Source organism: Methanosarcina sp. 1.H.A.2.2, from assembly GCF_000979975.1.
GTDB lineage: Archaea > Halobacteriota > Methanosarcinia > Methanosarcinales > Methanosarcinaceae > Methanosarcina.
Map to the genome: position 1 here is coordinate 1 of NZ_JJQL01000049.1, position 20,499 is coordinate 20,499.

The following is a 20,499-nucleotide window of genomic DNA, read 5'->3' on the forward strand; positions in this document are numbered from 1 at the left end:
AGTGTTTGCTCTTGTTCCCTTTGAACCAAAATTTACAGAAGGAGACGGAGAATCAGATGTTGAACCGTCACCAAATACCCATTGAATTTTAGGATTACCCGTAACTGTGATAATTGGTGAAAATGATGAATCAGTAGTAACAAACGTAATATTTGCTTCAGGTGTTGGAGGTATCACCTTTGCATTTGGACTGGAGCTTGAATTGTTCTTATCCGAGTCTGAACTCGTACATCCCAGAGTAGAAACAACTAAAATAATAATGGCTAACAATCCTACAAATTTAATCCCAGAAATTCTATTGAGGAATCGCATAACAGACCCCCTCTGGTTTTCTTTTTATTATTTTTGGCTCTTCGCTGTTTTGTAAAGATGGAAAATAATTTCCCAGTTAAAAAGAGACAAAACCAACAACAAAAAGCCATATTTTGACTGATAGTGTTTTGTCTACCGGCGTAAAATACGATATTTATTTGGTGTGATAATAGTATAAAATTACGGAGGAATATGTGTTTAGAACCTATAATCACCATTGCATATAGCCTGTATCGGCAGGCAGACATTAAAATGTAAGAATTTACCATCCTGACATATGCCAGATTTAGCCTATATTTAAAGTTTATTCATCAGCACAGATTAATTTATCAATTTTCATCGCTATTGATGTTGTTTTCAGATTTATGCAATTCCCGATATTGTTCTACGACTCCCCTACTTATACCCGTTGCATATGATATATCTTCTACATTCATTCTTTTTCCAATGAGCATTTTCACTTTTCCATAGATGGAGTCGTAAAAGTAGCTAATGGTCAGCCATCATAAAAATTTCAGCGCAAAATTTTGCACTTCATAAATATCCTCGGCAGTGTAGCGAAAGTTCTGTAAAATATGATTGACTCTGTATCCTTTTCCTTTCACCACAAAAAAGAGGATGCAGAGTCAATGGTTAATTTATTCCCACTCATAAAAGATTATCTTGTCGATCAGGAAGATGGAATTCGCCAGTTAATTACCTGGTTTTTAAACCTCGTAATGGAGGAGGAAGCCCTCCTCCGAGCTGGTGCACAACGTTATGAGAGGACAGATTCACGTAAAGCCAGTAGAAACGGCTACAAACCTCGAATTCTCCTGACCAAGCATGGGAAACTCGAATTGTTAAAACCTCAATTCCATGAGTTTCCCTTTGAAACTCAGGTGTTTGATAAGTATTCGAGAGTTGAAAAGGCCATCTTAGCCGCCGTAGCGGAATCTTACCTGCAGGGAGTTTCCACCCAAAGGGTGGAAAAGATCATGACTGCTTTAGGAGTAGGTGAAATCTCAGCTTCTTCTGTTTCCAGAATTACCAAAGAACTGGATGAAAAGGTTGAAGAATTTCTCTCAAAGCGAATTGAACATGAAATTCCTTACTTGCTTATCGATGCTACTTATTTCAAGGTAAGAGATGGTCTTCATTATGAAAACAAAGCTCCCTGTTCATAAGCTTCGTTAAATAACCTTATTGCTCTTGCTTTTTCTATATCAGTTCAAATACTTATAGTCCTACTTTTAATTTCCTAATCCATTATATAGATTAGTATATTAAATAACGAATACCTTTTGAGATATATTATTGATAAAACAACTGATAAGAAGTTGTGTGGGGTCACAAGGGCTCCTTTTTGAGGGGGAAAAATTGGGAAATGTATCTGAGGTGTAGTTGTTACTTTCAAGAATTTTAACGAAGAGGTTTAGATTAGGAATTGTTTGATTTTCCTGCTGCCTGTCATTGATTGTTCAGCAATATATGAATAAACAGTCTATAATTACAAAAAGAGAATAAATTTAGAAGGGGGGGTTAGACGTTCACATATAGTATCTCGTCCAATGATTCCTTTTTTCCAATAGAGGAATCGAAAGTGAATAGCGAACTGCTTCTGAGCAAGAGTTCCCAATGCATCACGCAGGAGGATACTTCCTTCGCAAGGGAAACGGTCCCCCAGAAAATAACCGTGATCCTTCCAGCCTTCAATGAGGAAATATCCATAGGAAGCGTTGTCCTGCTGGCGAGACAGTATGCCGACAGGGTGATCGTGGTAGATGATGGCAGCTCTGACCGCACAGCCGAGATCGCGGAGAAAGTCGGTGCCGAAGTGATTGTGCACTCCCTCAACAGTGGAAAAGGCATGGCCCTCAAGACCGGTTTTGAAGCCGCTGAAGGCTCCGACGTCATTGTAACTATGGACTCGGACGGCCAGCACAACCCTTCAGACATTCCAAAACTCGTATCTCCTATCCTGGAGGACGTTGCAGACATGGTAAACGGCAGCCGCTACCTCAACGGAAACAGAAAAAACACTCCTTCCTACCGACGCGTAGGTCAGACCATCCTGGACAAAGCTACGAACATGAACTCCGGCATCCAGGTAACCGATTCCCAGAGCGGTTTTCGCGCCTTTGCTGGGCACACCAAAGACATCTTCCGCTTCAACTCAAAAGGCATGGCAATAGAAAGCGAAATGCTATCAGATGCAGGAAAGGCGGGGTTAAGGATCAAAGAGGTGGAGATAGGAGTAAGGTACGATGTGGGCCGTTCGACGGAGAATCCAATAAGGCATGGATTGATGGTTCTTTTAAAAATTCTAACAGATATGGAGTTTAACAGGCCTCTGTATTATTTTACAATTCCCGGATTTGTTCTTGGAACATCTGGGTTATACATGGGCCTCAGTTTTCTGCAGACCTTTTATCTTGGTGGGAATTTGCATTTCGGGCCAACTATTCTGATGATTTTGCTAACTTTAGTCGGGACGTTTATGGTGTTTACGGGGATTATGCTGCATTCGATTGCAGGCATACTCAGGGAGTCTATAAAAAGTTAATATTTTTACTCATTTTTTTGGAGTCGAATTAGTGTACGAAGCAATATACAACGCTATCCAAGATAGTCTGCTACATATCAAGGGCATAGATGCAATAGTAAAAAATTAATTATGTTAGGGGTATTTACAATGAAAAATGCACTGGTTATAGATCTTGAGCATTGGTACTCTAATGAGTTTCTTACAAAATATCTCCCATCTGAAAAAGTAGATCAAGATCTTGAAGCCGTAAAGCCGATTATTGATTTGTTAGAAAAATATAATGTAAGTGCAACTTTTGCTGTCCTTGGTACTTATGCTAAAAGAAATCCTGAGTTAATAAAGAAAATCCATGATAAAGGACATGAAATTCAATCACATTGTTATTCGCATAAAACTCTCAAGGAATTGGGGAAAGCCGCTTTTGAGGACGAAATTAAAAGATCAGTTGATCTTCTGGAATCAATTACTGGTGAAAAACCAGTTGGTTTTCGTGCACCCAGCTTCTCAATAGATAATTCTACAAAGTGGGCTTTTGAAATTCTGGAAAAATACGGATTCAAATATGATTCCAGCATATTCCCTATCAAAACAATGTTATATGGTGAACCTACGGCACCTGTAAATATTTACAAACCTTCTAAAGAGGATATTACGAAATATGACCCGAAAGGTAAAATCATTGAATTCCCAATGACTGTTTTAAAAATTGGTATAAATATTCCTATTGCAGGGGGCTTCTATCTTCGTCTCTTTCCACTTTGGTTTCTTAAATTGGGGATCAGGCATGTAAATAAAAAAAGGCCAGTGATAATTTATATCCATCCCTGGGAAACATATCCAAATACCCCCAGGTTTAAATTGCCTCTTTTTTCTAGATTTGTGGCTTACTATGGAATTAATTCATCTCTCTCTAAATTTGAGGCATTATTAAAAGAATTTGAATTTTCTACAATAAACAATGTTTTAGATGATTATAGTTGTTTGTCTGACTCATCAGTTAAATCACAAAATCTTATGCATGATATTTATTCATCTGATGCGGTGGGAAAATGACTAACATCTGGATTGACATCATAAATCCATCTCATGCACTTTTTTTTAACTCGATACTGAGAGGATTATCAGATCATAAGGTAATTATTACGATAAGAGATCGAGCCGAAACTGTTGAGCTGTGCAAATCTTTTGGAATAGATGGTAGAGTGATAGGAGCTGACCACCCTCATCCTTTAAAGAAGACTTTATACGCTGTATCTAGAACATTGAATCTCGCGGTTTCTGCACCCGCATTTGATGTATCTATATCTTTTGAAAATCCAATTTCAGAAGCGGTTTCAAAAATACGCCGAAAAACATCCATTTTATTTTGCGATAATGACTTGAAATTTTCGCAGAAAAAATTATTTGTTCAAGATTTGGAGTCGAAAGTAAAAAGCATTGCTGATTACGTTATTATTCCTCAGGTATGTTTTGAGAATTTTTGTAAAATATTTGATGATAATAAGTTGATAACTTATGATGGGTGTAAAGAAGATATTTATATTGCAGATTATAAGCCCGATCCGAATTTCCTGAATAAGGTGCCTTTTGAAAATTTTGTGGTGGTGCGCCCAGAAGCATTAGCATCCTTTTATGTCAAAGAAAATAAAAGCATTGTTCATGATCTTTTGAAAGCCTTTGAAAAAGAAAATATCAATGTTATCTATCTCCCGAGGGAAAAAGGGGATCTAAGTTATGCGAAAGGATGCAAATTTTATAAACCCGAAAGGGCATTGAATGGACTCGATCTCTGTTACTATGCAGATGCCGTTTTAACAGGTTCTGGGACGCTTGCAAGGGAAGCAGCCTGCATGGGCACGACTTCGGTTTCTTTCTTCCCAAGCTCTAAATTACTTTCAGTTGATCAGTATTTTGTAGATGAGGGGAAAGTCCTTCATTCAAGAGACGTAGATGAAATCATAGATCATGTCTTAAATAGGTCTAAGAATTCTAAACTCAGGGATATTCGCCGACGTGGAACCGTCAAAAAAGAAGTGGTGACTTCAATTAGGGATATTGGCCGTTGTGGGATAGTCAAAAAAGAAGTAATGACTTCAGTCTGTCGGATCTTAAACGAAATGTGATTTTCAATGGTTTCTATTGATTATCTTGCTTATGGTTTTAAGCGGTTATTCCGCAAACCAATTTTAGAAGTTATACATTTTGGATTTTATAACAGTAGATTAATTCCTATTCATGTGCATAATAAGCTGATGCTGAAAAGAAAAGGTGACTTGAGAATCAGTGATTATGAATTTGCAATAAATATTTTGGGTTTGAATTTGTCAGATAACTCTGGTATCTACGAATCTGTGTATCAGTACACTCTGACAAAGGATAAAAATAGTTTCTTCTTTGATTCAGATAGCACTCTATTAAAAGAAGATTACCTTTCAAATTATTCACTTGACCTTTGTTATTACGCAGACGCAGTTTTAACAGGTTCTGGACGCTTGCAAGGGAAGCAGCCTGCATGGGTACTACCTCGGTTTCTTTCTTTCCGAGCTCTAAATTGCTTTCAGTTGATCAATATTTCGTAGATAAAGATAAGGTTTTACATTCTAGAGATGTTGATGAAATTGTAGATAATACCCTTAATGGTACAAAGGAGAGAACTAAGCTTGACCTTAGTAATAGTAAGAAGGTAAAGACGCAAGTAACCTCAAATGTAAAGCGAATTTTGGATAATTTTTGATCCCGAATAATAGTAATTTACAAAACTAATAGGTCTTGATACCATGCCGAAGAAAATAAGAATTCTTATAATCGGGCCACAACCTCCTAGTGTGGGAGGGATTGCTTCCTATATTCGTGATTTTACCTATAATGTTAAAAATATTTATAACTATAGAACATTATTTATCACTATTTCTATTATAAAATCGATGTCTATAAAGGCCTTATGCTTTAAAATTTATTCAATATTGTTTAATATTCTTAAAATCATATCTTTTAGTATAAAACATAGTTATGATATTACACACATACATACTTCTTCTAAATTTTCATTTATTGAAAACTCGGTGTATATTTTTTTCTTAAAAGCATTTTCTCGCCGTCCAGTTGTGTTACATATTCATGCTCCAGATTTTGACAGTTTTTTAAGTAACTCAAACTGTATCCGATTTGCACTTATTAAGCATACTCTAAATTCATGTGATTCCATTATTGTTCTTTCAAGCTATTGGAAAGAAATTATTAGTGAAGTAACTAGTGAACACAAGAGTATATTTATAGTTCCTAACGCTGCAGATGTAAGTTCTTTAGAAGAAACTAAAATGGCCAGTAGAAAAAGGCTTAATCTACCAGAAAATACGAAAATTTTATTCAGCGTTGGTAACCTTGAAGAAAGAAAAGGTTATTCCTATTTAATTGAGGCTATGTCTATAGTTTGTAACGAACGAGAGGATGTTTGCTGTATAATTGGCGGTAATGGCTCTGTAAAACCCTCACTTGAGTTAAAAGTGAGTGATTTAAATTTAGACAACCACATCAAATTTATAGGATTTATTCCAGATGAAATGATCAAGTTTTGGTTCAATGCTTGTGATATTTTTGTCTTACCTAGTTTAGCAGAGGGCTCTCCAATAGTAATGTTTGAAACTTTAAACTTTGGAAAGCCTTTTGTTGGAACAACTGTCGGGGGCATTCCCGAAATAATAACTTCAGAAGACTACGGCTTGCTTGTAAAACCTAGAGACTCAAAAGATCTCTCTCAAAAAATACTTTACGCTCTTGATAAAGAATGGGATCGTGAATTGATAATTAGTTATTCGAGACAGTTTAATTGGGCTAACATATGTAAAAGAGTTATTGAGGATGTTTATCTAAAATTAGTATAATTAATATTGAAATACTACTTTACGGACTCAGTACCAAAATCCAGTGATGAATGTAAAATTAAAAATCACTAGATTTTGGAACAGAGTCACTTTACGTTAATATTTATGTAATGTATTTTTTGATATACTTGCGCAGTTCGAATATATTATGGTTGAGAGGTTATTTTAGTATTCTGTAGAATTATCCCGTATCTCAGTTTTAGACTAGTGTCTCGTCAGCAGTAAAATGTCGTAATGATTATATTGTATAATGTTCATAAAGAATCTCAGGGATTCCTTATGAATAGATACACTGTGACACTTACCAAAGAGGAGCGTGACACTCTTTGTAAACTTACCTCAAAGGGTAAACACAACTCCCAAAAAATCCTCAATGCTCTGATCTTACTTAATTGTGATAAAGGTGAATGGAATGTTAATCATTCAATCAACGAAGACATCTCACGTGTCCTGAATATCAGTATGAGAAAAATTGACCGTGTTAAAAAAAGATTTGTTGAAGAAGGTCTTGACATTGCCCTCAATGGAGAAACAAGAGATCGTATTTATGCTAAAAAAGTTGATGGTGATTTAGAAGCCCATTTAGTTGCATTGAGTTGCAGTGAACCTCCCGAAGGTTTTGCAAGATGGTCTTTGAGACTGTTAGCTGATCAGGTTGTAGAGCTTGGCTATATCGAGAATATTTCTCATGAAACAGTTCGCCGTACTTTAAAAAAACGAAATCAAACCATGGCAAAGGAAAGAATGGGTGATTCCTCCAGAACAAAACAGTAGCTTTGTTGCAAATATGGAAATGGTTCTGGATGTTTATAAACGTCCATTTGACCCACGAAATCCTGTTATGTGTATGGATGAATCTCCAAAACAACTTATTGGAGAAACCAGAACTCCTGTACCCTGTTCACCAGGGAAAACAGCCAGATATGACTATGAGTACAAACGTTGTGGAATGTGCAATATCTTTCTTGCCTGTGAACCATTAACAGGAAAAAGAATGGTGAAAATCACGGAAAGAAAAACCAAGAGAGACTGGGCTTATTTTCTGGAAGAAATTGCACTTCAACAGGAAAATGCAGATAAAATTACGCTGATAATGGACAATCTAAATACACACGTTCCAGGATCTCTCTATGAAGTATTTCAACCAGCGAAAGCGAAAGCACTATGGGATAGATTTGAGTTTGTGTACACTCCAAAGCATGGAAGCTGGTTAAACATGGCAGAAATAGAATTGAATGTACTCACAGGTCAGTGCTTAAAAAGGAGAATAGATAACATCGAGCTTGTCAGGAAAGAGACATTGGCCTGGCAAAAGTTCAGAAACAACAAAAATGCAAAGGTTAATTGGCAATTTACAACAGAAGATGCAAGGATAAAATTAGCACGCCTTTATCCGACAATTGGGGATTGACTAGACACTAGTGTCGCATCAGCAGTAAACTGTCGTATAAAATCAATTACAGCTGTTTGGAATCATTCAATCCTTGAGGATTGACGCAACACTAGAATCCATGATCAGATTTTCTATTTGGAGCTGCTATATATGAGTTCATTTCATGATTTTACTCCTTTCTTAATAATAATTACATTATTAATTTGTATTGTATTAGGTAAAGGTGTCACTAAAAAAGACCTCTTTACAATAGATGGTATATTCGCCTTCCTTGGATGTATATTCGGCGTCTTTATGACGATTATCAACTTAAAATACGTAAGTAATGAACTTTTTTTGTTGAGTCCATTAATCGGTATTACATGTATTCTTTATTTAAGGTTCAGGGGAATTATCCTTTCTAATAATTTAAACTTGGATGTCACATTAAGTGATAGTATCTTAAAATCTATCAAAATTCTTTACTGGTGCTTTTTTAGTCTTGCTTTGATAAGTTATGTAGAATCTCCTATCTACCACAGATCTCTTCTATTTTTTGTATTTGTTTCCGTATGTATATCGTTAATTGGTATACTTTCAATATACTCCAATAAGCCTACGAAAATTGATATATTCAATATATTTATAAAAGTTTTTTTAATCTCTTTAGTATTAAGTGCAAGCAGTTTTTTTATTTCTTCTTATCCAGTAGGATCTGATCCTTGGGCACATTTTGAATATATTAAAGATTTTTTGCATTTTAATCATTTAGTTAATACTACAAAGGTATCGGAGTATTATCTGAACTATCCAATATCACATCTGTTTTCAGTTATTTTTTCTCTGATTGTCAATCTTGATGCAAGATTTTCCTTTTATATGATTGGAATAATTCTTATACTGAGCACACCGTTTACATACCTTTTTGTAAAAGAGGTATGTAACAATTCAAACATCGCATTATTTTCAGTACTGTTAATAAGCTTTGCAAGCTTCCACATTCGCTGGACTATCATAGTCATTGCAATGAGTTTTGGGCTTGCAATCTATTCAATTATAATTTATTTGATAATAAAAAGCCATTCGACAAACGGAAACAATAAAATAAAGTATCAATTATTATTAGTTTTTTTTATCTTTACTATTATATGGACACATACTATTTCCGCATTTATAGCATTGATTACAGTTATATGTTTATACCTGTCATCTTTAATCAGTCAAAAAATGTTTAATTTAAAAGTCGGTGAAAAATTATCAAGCTTAACGCTTTGTCTTGTTATGGTTGTTACATTAATTTTCCATTGGATGGATCAAGAATATTCTTTTTTTGATCTAATAGTTATTAGGCTTTCGAATTCATTATTAGCTGAAGTAGAATTCTTAGATTTATCTATCTCTTCCAATATTATTGAACGTTATGGGATGCTATTACTTACTTTTGGTTTTCTGATATACACTTTTTTTGGCATTATAGGAAGCTTCTACACAATCTCAAAGTCTCATTTTTCGCCTGCAAAAATATCATTGCTCTTTACAGCTCTCATATTATATACTATTAGATATATTTTCCCTATATTTGGACTGGAAAATATTATTCCAGATCGATGGCCTGCATTTATTTATGTTATTTTTGTATTATTTATCTCTATTGGCTTTTTCATAACTATATCTTTTATTAAAAATCCTAAGAAGCAAATATCTTTTATTTTTATAATTTTGTTTGTTGCTTCATTTTTTATGATTACAAACAACGAAACGAATTTAGATTCTCCAGTATATGGAGAGGATGTAATCCAGCGATTAGTCTGGACAGATTCTGAGATGGCTTTGTTTACACACGTAAATGAATCATATAATAATGTAATTGTTGCAGATGGGCAAACTAAAGGTCGACCTTTTGGGACTTATCTATATAGAGACCAACACAAGCTGGCTGTCTACCCATCAAACGCGAAAGGAGAAATTAACTGGAATCTCATGAACGATAAACTGATTATCTGGCGGAAAACAAGTTTAACAAGACCATTAACTTGCTCTTCGGTAGATATAATTCTTGGGCACGACTTTGAAACAACATTATATAATAATTTTAGCTGCGTCTATAATACTGGTGAAGCAAAGGCATTTGTTTAGTCCTAAGGTAATTTTATATAGAGTTCAATGGCTCAGTATATTACAACACATCAATGGCTAAAATTGTATTTGGCTTTAAAGGAGAAGTATGGACAAATAAACGAATGATCGCTACTGATGTTCTATGCGTCTGTAGAATATCGATATGTGCGAAGAAAAATAAAAGATTTAGACTCAGCTTTCAAAGAAACGCGATTTTTGCCTCTATTCGCATCCAAAATCAGTAGCAAGAAGCAACATTCAAAAGTAGAATTTGTATTACCTAGTTATTCAAATAACTTTAAAAACCCTACTGCAACTGTTTTTGCCCAATATATATTTATAAATGTATAGCCTAAGCTAATAATGCAATTCCCATAAAACAACACTCCTTTGAGGAAATTACTATCGATCATATATATTTATTTGCTCATAAAGATCCGCTTAGCTACAATATTTATGAACATGGCAACTTTGTAACAAAACACCTGAATCAATGACTGATCATTTGTGAGGTCAACAAAAATGAGTAATAAGGTGCTGAAAAATCAAACATTTCCGAAAACTGATTTCAGGAAATACTTGTTATATCTGTAAAAACGTTATTGATAGGATTATTCTTTTCTTAGTAATACACAAACAAAGCCATAAGAGATCGGAAAATCATGCATCTTTGAAAGCCAAGTCTGAGAATTAGTGGATACTATCAAAATTGTAGATACAATTTAAAATTTTATGCAGACTTCTATGTTAGTTATGAATTTTCATTTTTTCAAATTAGATTGCATCTCAGCAAGGCGTTTCTTGTAACTTTGCACTGTCTGAGTTATAGAAATCTGTCAAAGTTAGGATCTAATGAAGGAAACAGAGATTATCAAGGACTATACAGTAGAGAGTTTACTCATGGAACTTGAAAAAATCAAGAAGATAGAGCTGGAAAATGGAGAGTCAATAGTTACAGACCTCACAAGGAAGCAAAAAGATATTATGGAAAAATTGAATTTATGCGCCTAAAAAAGCGGAAGTAAGGTTATAATATTATTACTCATCTGCGTAAACGTGTACAACTTGGAGTTTCTCTAAATCTTTTATAATGTTTTTGCATAAATCGTTTAGCATGCCAAAGAAAATTAGGCATGACATATTTAAACTCGCATTTTCTAAATAGCATCATGGATTGATTATAATTCCCCGATAATACATTATGTATTGCAAATTCAAATTCAAGGTTTCCAACGTACAATTTTAAATCTTTTATTTGTTCTTGGTTGACATTTCTATTTATTATTTGTAATCTCGCTATTTCTATGAAAGGAATTTCTTGAGCTAATCTTTTTCTACCACAAGATCTATTAGTGGCATCTAGATAATATATCGATCCAACAGTAGAACTATATGCAATGTGATATTTTAGAGCGATTTTTCCCCATACATCTTGATCTTCACCTTTCCACAATCCTGGCTGAAACATCCCAATCTCAAAAAGTATTTTTTTGGGGATTGCAACTGAAGATGCAGAAACAGGGAGGCTTCTTTTTGAAACAATAGAGAAATAGTTCTCTATTATTCCTTCCCAAGAAGCAGAAGGAATTCCATGGTGTTTAGGAGTTATAACTTTATTTGAATCAAACCATGAGTACGCGGTGGCATATATTCCTGCTTTTGGATACTTTTGTCTTAAATTTATTATTGTTTCAAGAAAAGTAGGCATCCATTCATCATCTGCGTCCAAAAACGCAATTATATCTGATTTCGCCTCTTCAATTCCTTTATTCCTTGCTGCGGAAACTCCTGCATTTTCTTGCTGGATTAATCTAACTCTACAGTCTAGAAAACTTTCAACAACGCAGGCACTTTTGTCTGTTGAGCCGTCATCTACTATTATCACCTCAAATTCTTGGAAGGTCTGGTTGAGAACAGAGTTTATCGCTCGGTCTATGTAAGGTTCTTTGTTGTATAGGGGAATAACTACTGAGATAAGCGGCATTTTTTATGCTCCCTTTTTTAATTTTTGTCATGCAGCAAAATTACCCTGTAATTTTCATAAGAGTTTTACCAGCTAAAAGAGCTTCATTTTCAATCTTTGGGATAACTGCCTTCAATTCGGCTCTAATTTCGTTCCCTTTCTCCAGCATTGATTCGATTTTTTCAGCCACAATTTCCGGATTTAGTTTTTCAGGATTCAAACAATAATCTTCATGCCCGAATATATCCCTATTAATTCCTTTTGCTTTAATACTGTAGGCAAAACTTAATGTTGGAACATAAGACGAAAGGGCAGCAATTGTTGAGTGAGTCCTTGCCCCCGCAAAAAGTTTCATCTTGCTAATTATCCACTTTGTTTCTGAAGCATTATATGTTGGCGGAAGTAAAATTATTTTCTCTTCTGAAGTTTTTATCCTTTCCTTGACTTCTTTTAAAAACAAATAATCATTTGAATCTGGTAAAGTTACATGTGGAATTAAATATATTTTATTGTCAGTTCTTTTTGCAATTTCTTCTACAATAGTGGATGCTTTGTTAATCCATAATTCCATATTTCCATTGCTGAGATATCTTGCCATCAAGGAACTTAGATTTATTCCAATGGAATCCTCTTCAATTTCTATCTTTTTATTGGATTGAGGTTCTGTTGGATCCATTAAAAATGCTGGATCTGCAACTTTATACACATTATCTGTTATTCCAATTTTATCCAGATATTCTATCGTGGCTGGCTCTCTTGCAAAAATTCCTGTTACATTCTGAAGGTGTTTTTTTATATATTTTTCATATTCAGGTATTTTTTCAAAAGGTCCTACAGATGCACCCCAGATAATTAATGGTTTTTTGCGTTCCAAAACAACATCGTCTAAATATGTAAATAATCTGGGAATACCATAATCTAAAGAGTAATTATCTCCACCAACAGATAATACTGAGTTTGAATTTTCGATGTATGGGATCATTTCTTTATACATCCAGTTTTTATACAATTCTGGATAAAGTCTTCTGAATGGTAACCTAAGAAGCCAATTTGGGTCAAACTTACTCTGGCGTTTATTGGCTTTCTTATGTACAATTGCCGGGTCAAATTCTTCTCTACGTTGTTTTTCGAATTGCTCCTGATTTTGGAAAAAGCTTACACACAAAAATGAAGGGTCCTTATAGTAATGCCTTAGTATCTTCGCGGTTCCCCTTACAATCGCTTCACAGCCTCGGTTATCATATGGGCCATTTCCTGCCAGAATAAAAGTTGGGTTTTCACTCATTTTTCTTCCCCTCTACTTTGCTTATTTTTTTAATTAACCGGATTGGGAGCGCAAATTTCCCAAGCAATCTAAGCTGCCGGATCTGGTTGATGTATGGGTTCATCCCAGCTCTGAAAGTTTTTATGTCAAGCGCGTGATCCTTATAACATCCCAAAAAAAGCTGTTTGCTTTCTTCTTGCATTTTTGCTTTGAGCTTAATTTCTCTTCTTTTCAGAATTCCTATATCCTTACTTGCATTCACTCTTTTTTCAGGAGTTTTTAGTCCTTTTTGCTCTGCCAGGTACAAACGATAAGAAAGCTGTTTCCTTTTAAGTTCGATTACTCCCGCCTGGCTCTGTATCACTTTTTCAACTGAAATTTTACTGACATTAATTTCCGCTTTTTCTATTCCTTCCTGGATAATATTCAGAACTTTAGGTGATCTCACAAGCACTATATTTGTGCCTCTGCTGTCTTTAGAATATTCTGGAAGCCAAGCATCCATAAATGTAACATCTGCAAGTTCCGCAAACACATCATCACAATAATTGCACGCATTAGGAGTAAACCATCTGTTAACCCAGGCTTCAGAAACACCTTCATTCCAGAAGATTTTGTGTTGTGATCCATGTTCATCGATGAATTTATAATAATAATTACTCGCAGGCTTATCAGGGCTTTTTCCTCTATAATAGACACTTTGAATTTTCTTTAAGCTATCGTTGCCTGCTATCGCTGCGATATATTTTGTATAGTTTTTGCTTTTCATTTGGCCACAAACGAGACCTATTGTGAAAACAATCCTTTCTCTTAGCTTTCTGTTTTTCTGGGTAGCTAGCCTGATAGCTTTTATAAAGCAGGGTAAACCAGTAACAGCATAGCGGCCTGGGACTTTTAGAACTTTCTGTATTACTTCTGACATTTCAACAGGGTAATATACCGATCCAGAGGAGTTTAAAACAGAATTTACATCACTAAAAGTTTCAAATTTAAACAACTGGTCTGGGTTATGTTGCGGACTAACACAAATAACATAATCTACAACATTATTTTTTAATAATGTTGTTAGAATCCATGTTACTATTCCTCCAGAGGAGCTGCTCTGTCTGAAATTAGGGGCGTAACCTACATAAGAGTCCAAATAATATCCCGTTTCAAACAAATAATTTATTCCATCTATGTTACCATAGAGCTTTGTCCCAATATCTGTTTCATTTTCATTTCCATCACTAAATGGACATACTTTTAGGCATAAACCACATTCATTTAAACAATTTTTTTCTTGAACTGGCGTATACTCTCCATAATTATTGAATTGAATACCAAGAGCTTTTTGCGGGCATACACCTGCACATGTTCCGCACCCTATGCACAGGTCACTGTTAACGATCTTTTCAATAACATTGGATCTCAATTTATAATGCTCCTGGGGAATATTTTATATATTTATCAAATGCTTCTGTGGAAATTTACTTTAAACAGGTTTTATAGAATATATTGCATAAATCATATCTAATACTCCAAAAAACAGTTTTATCCGTCTCGCCTTTATTATATGATTTTTTAAAATATAGGCTTAGGTTATTCGCTATTTCTAATGGGTAATTTAGAGTTACTTTCTAAACATAGTGCAACACATATAATTTTGGGTTCTATATTAAATCCTTGAAACCACAGCTCGCAGTTTTCCTGATTTATCTCCTATTATATCATCTACAATTTGAGATTCGATATTCATTTCATTTCCTAATACTTTATGAAGTGCGCGTGCCAATTCTTTGTGAATTGTGGATTCATCAAAATCCTGTTCTTTTACAATATTGACTAAAATTGTATCTTTTTTCTCTTGAATGGCTTGAAACTCAGATACGCCTGGGACATTTTTAATTGTTACCGTTACAATTCTCGGAGAAACAATCTGATTGTTTGGTAATTTTATGAAATCGTCTTCCCTTCCTTCCACGCTTTTCATCAAATATCCCCCCATCCCACATGAGCATTCTTCTTTTAATGGAATAGCAATATCCCCAACTTCATACCTTATTCTAGGCATTCCAAATGCATTTAAATTCGTAGCGATTACTTTACCTCTTTCTCCTTCACAAACACTCTCTCCACTTTCATCTATAAACTCTAAAAGTACAGTATCCATGTTTATGTGATAGCCACTATGTTTACTGCATTCCCATGCCATACAGCCTGTTTCCCAAGCCCCGTAAACATCATAGATTTCACTGTTAAAAACTGAAGTTATATAATTACGACATTCTTCCGTAAGTACTTCGGAGGCTGTAAAGACTAGTCGGGGAGATATTTTTTCTATACTTCTTTCTTTTACCTCTTTTGCCAATACTTTTATAGCAGATGGATATCCCCATATTACGTCGGGGTTTATCGTTTTTAATAATTCAATCTGATTATTTATAGGTTCGGTTAAATATATTAAAGATGTATTTTGGTTGCTCAATTTTCCATGAAGTTTTTTTATATATTTTACGGTAGATTTTTCATTATTACTTTTTTGTTTGGCACTCTTAAGAATTAGAAATTTGTCGTGCGATGGATTATATCCATTTACCCTCCGGACTCTTTCGTAACTTGCCCAAGCATAAAGTCCATCTTCTACGGTACAGGTTAATTCCAAAGGAACTCCCGTAGACCCACTTGTTTTACATTTTATACAATTTTTCAATTTTATATTGTTTGCAATGACATCATTTTTTGGATCTCTCAAGTCCTTTCTTGTAGTGATTGGAATTTTAGATATGTCTTTGTAACTTTTAATATCTTCAGGTTTCAATCCAGCAGATCTAAAAAGTCGGTGGTAATATGGTACATTCTGATATGCGTGATTTAATATCACTCTAAATTTTTGCAGTTGTAATTCTTCTAATTCGGAAGTTTTGGCCCATATATTTTTTTGAAGGGTTTTTTGGATTTTTTGACGCTTGATTAAACTTTCAAACATTATTATCACTCATTGTCAATATTTATAATTACACCTAGCGATATCATCAATGCTTTACAAACTCTTTAAAAAATACAATTTCTTCTTTATCAACTCCCCCCAAAAGAAATAGGATTAAAAAATAAACTACAGTACATGTTGCTATTAGAAGTATTAAATGCGACAATCCATTTGGATTAGCATCAATAATTATCAGAGACATTATTAACGAGGATATTATCGATTTTATCATAAGAGGAAGATTATTTTTTAACTTTAAATATTTAGAAGAATAGTATATTATAAACATCAAATTAACTGCGTATGCAAGAAGGGTGGTAATTGCTGCGCCTATTATTCCAATATATGGAATCAATAAAAAATTTAATCCAAAATTTAACGCTGCACACAAACTTACTACTTTTCCTGTAATCTTTGTTTTCTTTTCAAGCAGGAGTACTTGATTAAAGATAGAGATTATTCCAAAAAAAAGTGCGCTAACTGCCGTAAATGGAGTTATTAAATATCCGTTTGAAGCAATTTCTTGTGTTGATAATATCGACAATATAGGCTTGGATAATAGTGAAAGGCCAAATACAGATGGTATACCAATTGCAAGAAAATACTTTAAAGAATTGTCTAGTATCTTTTTGATTTCTGTTATATTCTTTTCATCATAGTATTTTGATAAAGTAGAAGGAAGTATAAATGAAATAGGAGCTATAAGCATGTATATAATATTACCAAGAGAATAACCTGGTGTATAGTATCCAACAGCTGTTGTGCCCAAAAATATAGCTATTACATAACGATCACTTGATTCCACAATCCATCTTGAGAAGTTTATTGGGATTGTAGGGATTCCATAACTCACTAATTCTTTCAAATTTGTGAACTTAGGAAGTTTAATCCCAATATCGTTAAAAACAAAGTATGCCATTATCAAAAATAAAATGAGGCTTCTTATTAGGAGTCCGATTGTAGCACCTAAGATGCCTTTTCCTGCAAGTACAAAGATAATAACAAAGAACAAATACAACACTGTTTGCATGAAGGTAAATACTGAATACTTTTTTATTTGTTGTGTTGCTCTGAAATAGCTGTTTAATGTACTATTCAAACACTCAATAAATGCGATCAACGATACAATTTCTACAATAGTAATATTACCATCAAATAGAGTTAAAGCTATACTTTTTGAAAAGAGATAGATCAATGAGCATGCTAATCCGCTACTTATTGAAATGATAACTAGTATAGAATAAAACATCTCCTGGATTTCCTCTCTTGTCTGAGCGGAAGGTATAAACCGTGTCATAGTGAATGGTAATCCTAGCATCGTAATACCAGGCAATATAGAAATAGTAACACTAATCTGAGCCCATATACCGTAATCTGCAATAGATATATTTTTCGTCAGAATTGGAAGCAATATTATAGTGCTTAAACCTAAGAGAAGATTTGTAACACCAACTAATCCAACTCTTTGTATGAGAAGTTTATTATTTGTCATTTATTTTTACCAGTATACTTTTATCTAAACAGTTACAATCTAGTTTCTTCATTTTTGGAAGCGATGCACTAGTGTCGAGAAAATTTAGTTATTGATCACCTAATAATCTCTGAATCCTTGTATTACGAAGGGGAAATATCCAAAGACTATGTTCAATAATTAAATTGCCATGACACTAGTTATTTCCCAATAGTTCTTACTCTAAACCCAGTCTTCCCCCACAATTTTTCATTAATAACACTTCTACTATCAAATATGTTTAGATTCAGCATATACCCTGTAAGTTTATCTGGATTCATCTCCCTAAACTCTGAATGATCCGTCAACACAACTATACAATCGCTTCCCTCAACAGCCTCTTCCAACCCAAGAATCGGATAACTCCACTCCTTCACAAACGGATCATAAATCTTAACCTTGAACCCTTCCTTTTCTGCAAGCTTGATAAACTTCTTAGCCGGAGTAGCTCTTGTATCCGCAATATCTCCCTTATACGCAACCCCAAAAATAGTAATTGTAGGGTTCTCAATGCCTGCAAGCATTTCCTTGACCATCTTCAGGACGTACTGGGGCATTGAGTCGTTTATCTGCCTGGACATCATTATCAGGCTGCTGTTGTTTGCGTTTTCGGTCAGGAACCAGGGGTCGATTGCTATGCAGTGGCCGCCTACGCCGGGGCCAGGTTTTAAAATGTTTACGCGGGGGTGTTTGTTTGCGATTTCGATGGCTTTCCAGACGTCTATGCCGTAGTCGTCGGCGATTTGGGCGAACTCGTTGGCAAGGGCGATGTTGACGTCTCGGAAGGTATTTTCCATCAGTTTGATCATTTCGGCGGTTGTGCTGGTGATCAGGTGGAGGTTTCCTTTTACGAAGGAAGAGTAAAGGTCGGCTGTAAGCTGGGTGGACTTTTCGTCTACGCCGCCGATTACGCGGTCGTTGTAGACCATTTCGTGGAGGGTGTTGCCTGGGATTGCTCTTTCGGGGCAGTGGGAGACGTAGAAGTCCTCGCACATTTTAAGGGTGGACTTTTCCAGGATTTGTTTTACCTGCTTGTCACAGGTTTTGGGTGGAATTGTGGATTCTATAATTACGAGGTTGCCTTTTCTCAGGTGGGGGACAATCATTTCGCAGGCTGAAACCACGTATTTGAGGTCAGCCATCCGCATCTCGGAGTCAAAGGGGGTTGGGACAGCTACAAGGAAGGCATCGGCTTCTTCGGCAAGGGATTCGGCTCTGAAGGCATTTTTGGCAATGGCTCCGTCCAGCAGTTCCTGGAAGCCTTTTTCTTCAAAGGGCATTTTGCCTGCTTTGAGGGTTTCCACAACACGTTTGTTTACATCAATGCCCACAACTTCGTGGCCGTTGTTTGCAAAAAGAAGAGCAGTAGGGAGGCCAATGTATCCCTGGCCGAGTACGCAGATTTTTGACATGCCTTGTTCCACCTTTTAAAAATAATATTTCTGATTTTAAAATTGCGATTTTAATTTGAGGATTTTAAGTTACGGGATTTCGTTTTGCCGTGTTCAATTGATCTATTCAATTACTGTAATTTCCCGAGGGTCAGCTCTGCAGAATCTCCATTTCCATATGGTTTTTCCCACTCACAATCTGACTCAATCATTTTTCTTGCACATTCTATTATATTTTCTCCACACCCAGCAATCAAATTTGCACCAACATCCACCGTTTCCGGCCTTTCGGTGTTGTCCCGAAGCGTCACGCAGGGGACTTTAAGGATGCAGCTTTCTTCCTGGACACCTCCGCTGTCGGTAAGGATAAGCCTGGCTCCGCTTTCTAGCTGCAAAAATTCCAGGTAGCCGAGGGGTTCGATCAGTCTTGTGCCTTCAGGCACTTTGAAGCCAAATTCTCCGATCATTTTCACGGTCCGGGGATGGGCTGGAAAGATGATTGGGAGGCTGAATTCTTTGTATATTTGAGAAAAACCGTTAAGAATTCCACCGAGACGTTCTTTGCTGTCAACATTTTCGGCACGGTGGGCTGTGGCTGCGAAGTACTGTTTTTCTTTCAAGCCGAGTTCTTCAAGGATATCGGCTCCGTTTTTAGAGATTTCAAGGTTCTGGTAGGCTGCATCCACAACCGTGTTTCCTGTAACGAAGATTTTTTCTTCGGGGATGCCTTCATTTAGAAGGTATTTTCTTGAGGTCTCAGTTGGAGCAAAGAGATAATCGGAAATATGGTCTGCAATAATTCTGTTGGTTTCTTCGGGCATTGTCCTGTCGAAGGACCTTAAACCTGCCTCAATGTGACCTATTTTTATCTGAAGTTTGGATGCTGCAAGGGCGCCTGCAAGAACGGTATTTGTATCTCCCTGGACCAGGACAACGTCGGGTCTGTCTTTTATCAGGATTTCTTCGATTCTGGCGAGCATCTTTGCTGTCTGTTTGCCGTGGAGGCCAGATCCAACATCGAGGTTGTACTTTGCCTGCGGGAGTTTCAGCTGCTCAAAAAAGATTTTATCCATCTCGTAGCTGTAGTGCTGGCCTGTATGCAGTATATAATACTCTATGCCCTGTTTCTCACATTCTCTGATTATAGGGCTCATTTTTATAATTTCAGGCCTTGTGCCGAGAATAATTGCAAT

At 35.6% G+C, this 20,499-nt stretch carries 18 protein-coding genes and 2 pseudogenes; 10 read left to right on the forward strand and 10 right to left on the reverse strand.

Annotation, left to right across the window (positions count from 1 at the left end):
- Both EO93_RS18110 and EO93_RS18640 read right to left on the reverse strand, forming a co-directional pair.
- A pseudogene (locus EO93_RS18110) lies at nucleotides 1–312 on the reverse strand (hypothetical protein); the annotation flags it as partial.
- A gap of 329 nt (nucleotides 313–641) precedes the next feature.
- Entirely contained in the window at nucleotides 642–773 is a 132-nt protein-coding gene (locus EO93_RS18640) for a hypothetical protein (RefSeq protein WP_255350344.1), read from the reverse strand.
- Nucleotides 774–891: 118 nt separating this feature from the next.
- Between EO93_RS18640 and EO93_RS07335 the strand changes: the two are divergent.
- Nucleotides 892–1,466, forward strand: a pseudogene (locus EO93_RS07335) (transposase); the annotation flags it as partial.
- Here EO93_RS07335 and EO93_RS18645 read toward each other — a convergent pair.
- On the reverse strand, nucleotides 1,451–1,516 hold the full coding sequence (locus EO93_RS18645; protein ID WP_156161257.1) for a hypothetical protein: 66 nt from the start codon (nucleotides 1,514–1,516) through the stop codon (nucleotides 1,451–1,453). The pseudogene EO93_RS07335 and the gene EO93_RS18645 sit on opposite strands and share 16 nt — an antisense overlap.
- Nucleotides 1,517–1,894: 378 nt before the next feature.
- On the opposite strand from EO93_RS18645, the gene EO93_RS07340 reads away from it, so the two are divergent.
- From EO93_RS07340 to EO93_RS17335, 9 genes are all read left to right on the forward strand, one after another.
- Complete coding sequence (locus EO93_RS07340) at nucleotides 1,895–2,857, forward strand: glycosyltransferase family 2 protein (protein ID WP_082107596.1); 963 nt, start codon at nucleotides 1,895–1,897, stop codon at nucleotides 2,855–2,857.
- Nucleotides 2,858–2,986: 129 nt separating this feature from the next.
- Nucleotides 2,987–3,892, forward strand: coding sequence for a polysaccharide deacetylase family protein (locus tag EO93_RS07345; RefSeq protein WP_082107597.1), 906 nt, complete (start codon nucleotides 2,987–2,989; stop codon nucleotides 3,890–3,892).
- Nucleotides 3,889–4,962: a DUF354 domain-containing protein gene (locus EO93_RS07350; RefSeq protein WP_048161754.1), complete on the forward strand. Its 1,074-nt coding sequence runs from the start codon at nucleotides 3,889–3,891 to the stop codon at nucleotides 4,960–4,962. The genes EO93_RS07345 and EO93_RS07350 overlap by 4 nt, the downstream gene beginning before the upstream one ends.
- A 6-nt stretch (nucleotides 4,963–4,968) precedes the next feature.
- Nucleotides 4,969–5,418: a hypothetical protein gene (locus EO93_RS17330; protein WP_200896767.1), complete on the forward strand. Its 450-nt coding sequence runs from the start codon at nucleotides 4,969–4,971 to the stop codon at nucleotides 5,416–5,418.
- A complete protein-coding gene (locus tag EO93_RS18650; RefSeq protein WP_048161756.1) occupies nucleotides 5,352–5,573 on the forward strand; it encodes a DUF354 domain-containing protein in 222 nt (73 codons plus the stop codon). Before EO93_RS17330 ends, EO93_RS18650 begins: the two co-directional genes overlap by 67 nt.
- A gap of 91 nt (nucleotides 5,574–5,664) precedes the next feature.
- On the forward strand, nucleotides 5,665–6,720 hold the full coding sequence (locus EO93_RS16500) for a glycosyltransferase family 4 protein (RefSeq protein WP_162197469.1): 1,056 nt from the start codon (nucleotides 5,665–5,667) through the stop codon (nucleotides 6,718–6,720).
- 279 nt (nucleotides 6,721–6,999) lie between these two features.
- Nucleotides 7,000–8,131, forward strand: a protein-coding gene (locus EO93_RS16825) for an IS630 family transposase (RefSeq protein WP_156161255.1) whose coding sequence is annotated in 2 segments (ribosomal slippage) — nucleotides 7,000–7,433 and nucleotides 7,432–8,131 — 1,134 coding nt in all. Because the reading frame shifts where the segments join, the coding sequence is not laid out codon by codon here.
- Between the two features lie 132 nt (nucleotides 8,132–8,263).
- Complete coding sequence (locus EO93_RS17940) at nucleotides 8,264–10,228, forward strand: hypothetical protein (protein ID WP_048161759.1); 1,965 nt, start codon at nucleotides 8,264–8,266, stop codon at nucleotides 10,226–10,228.
- An 834-nt stretch (nucleotides 10,229–11,062) separates the two neighbouring features.
- Nucleotides 11,063–11,221: a hypothetical protein gene (locus EO93_RS17335; protein ID WP_156161256.1), complete on the forward strand. Its 159-nt coding sequence runs from the start codon at nucleotides 11,063–11,065 to the stop codon at nucleotides 11,219–11,221.
- A 31-nt stretch (nucleotides 11,222–11,252) separates the two neighbouring features.
- Here EO93_RS17335 and EO93_RS07385 read toward each other — a convergent pair whose 3' ends face one another.
- The 7 genes from EO93_RS07385 to wecB all read right to left on the reverse strand — a co-directional run.
- Nucleotides 11,253–12,194: a glycosyltransferase family 2 protein gene (locus tag EO93_RS07385; RefSeq protein WP_052735406.1), complete on the reverse strand. Its 942-nt coding sequence runs from the start codon at nucleotides 12,192–12,194 to the stop codon at nucleotides 11,253–11,255.
- Between the two features lie 40 nt (nucleotides 12,195–12,234).
- On the reverse strand, nucleotides 12,235–13,458 hold the full coding sequence (locus tag EO93_RS07390) for a polysaccharide pyruvyl transferase family protein (RefSeq protein ID WP_048161761.1): 1,224 nt from the start codon (nucleotides 13,456–13,458) through the stop codon (nucleotides 12,235–12,237).
- Nucleotides 13,451–14,851 (reverse strand): Coenzyme F420 hydrogenase/dehydrogenase, beta subunit C-terminal domain, encoded by a 1,401-nt coding sequence (locus EO93_RS07395; RefSeq protein ID WP_048161763.1) that lies wholly within the window; start codon nucleotides 14,849–14,851, stop codon nucleotides 13,451–13,453. Before EO93_RS07395 ends, EO93_RS07390 begins: the two co-directional genes overlap by 8 nt.
- 243 nt (nucleotides 14,852–15,094) lie before the next feature.
- Complete coding sequence (locus EO93_RS07400) at nucleotides 15,095–16,405, reverse strand: phenylacetate--CoA ligase family protein (protein WP_048161764.1); 1,311 nt, start codon at nucleotides 16,403–16,405, stop codon at nucleotides 15,095–15,097.
- Between the two features lie 46 nt (nucleotides 16,406–16,451).
- Nucleotides 16,452–17,897, reverse strand: a complete 1,446-nt coding sequence (locus EO93_RS07405) for a flippase (protein ID WP_048161766.1) — start codon at nucleotides 17,895–17,897, stop codon at nucleotides 16,452–16,454.
- A 179-nt stretch (nucleotides 17,898–18,076) separates the two neighbouring features.
- On the reverse strand, nucleotides 18,077–19,327 hold the full coding sequence (locus tag EO93_RS07410; protein ID WP_048161768.1) for a nucleotide sugar dehydrogenase: 1,251 nt from the start codon (nucleotides 19,325–19,327) through the stop codon (nucleotides 18,077–18,079).
- 110 nt (nucleotides 19,328–19,437) lie between these two features.
- The coding region (gene wecB, locus EO93_RS07415) for a non-hydrolyzing UDP-N-acetylglucosamine 2-epimerase (RefSeq protein ID WP_235284144.1) at nucleotides 19,438–20,499 on the reverse strand (1,062 nt) is incomplete at its 5' end.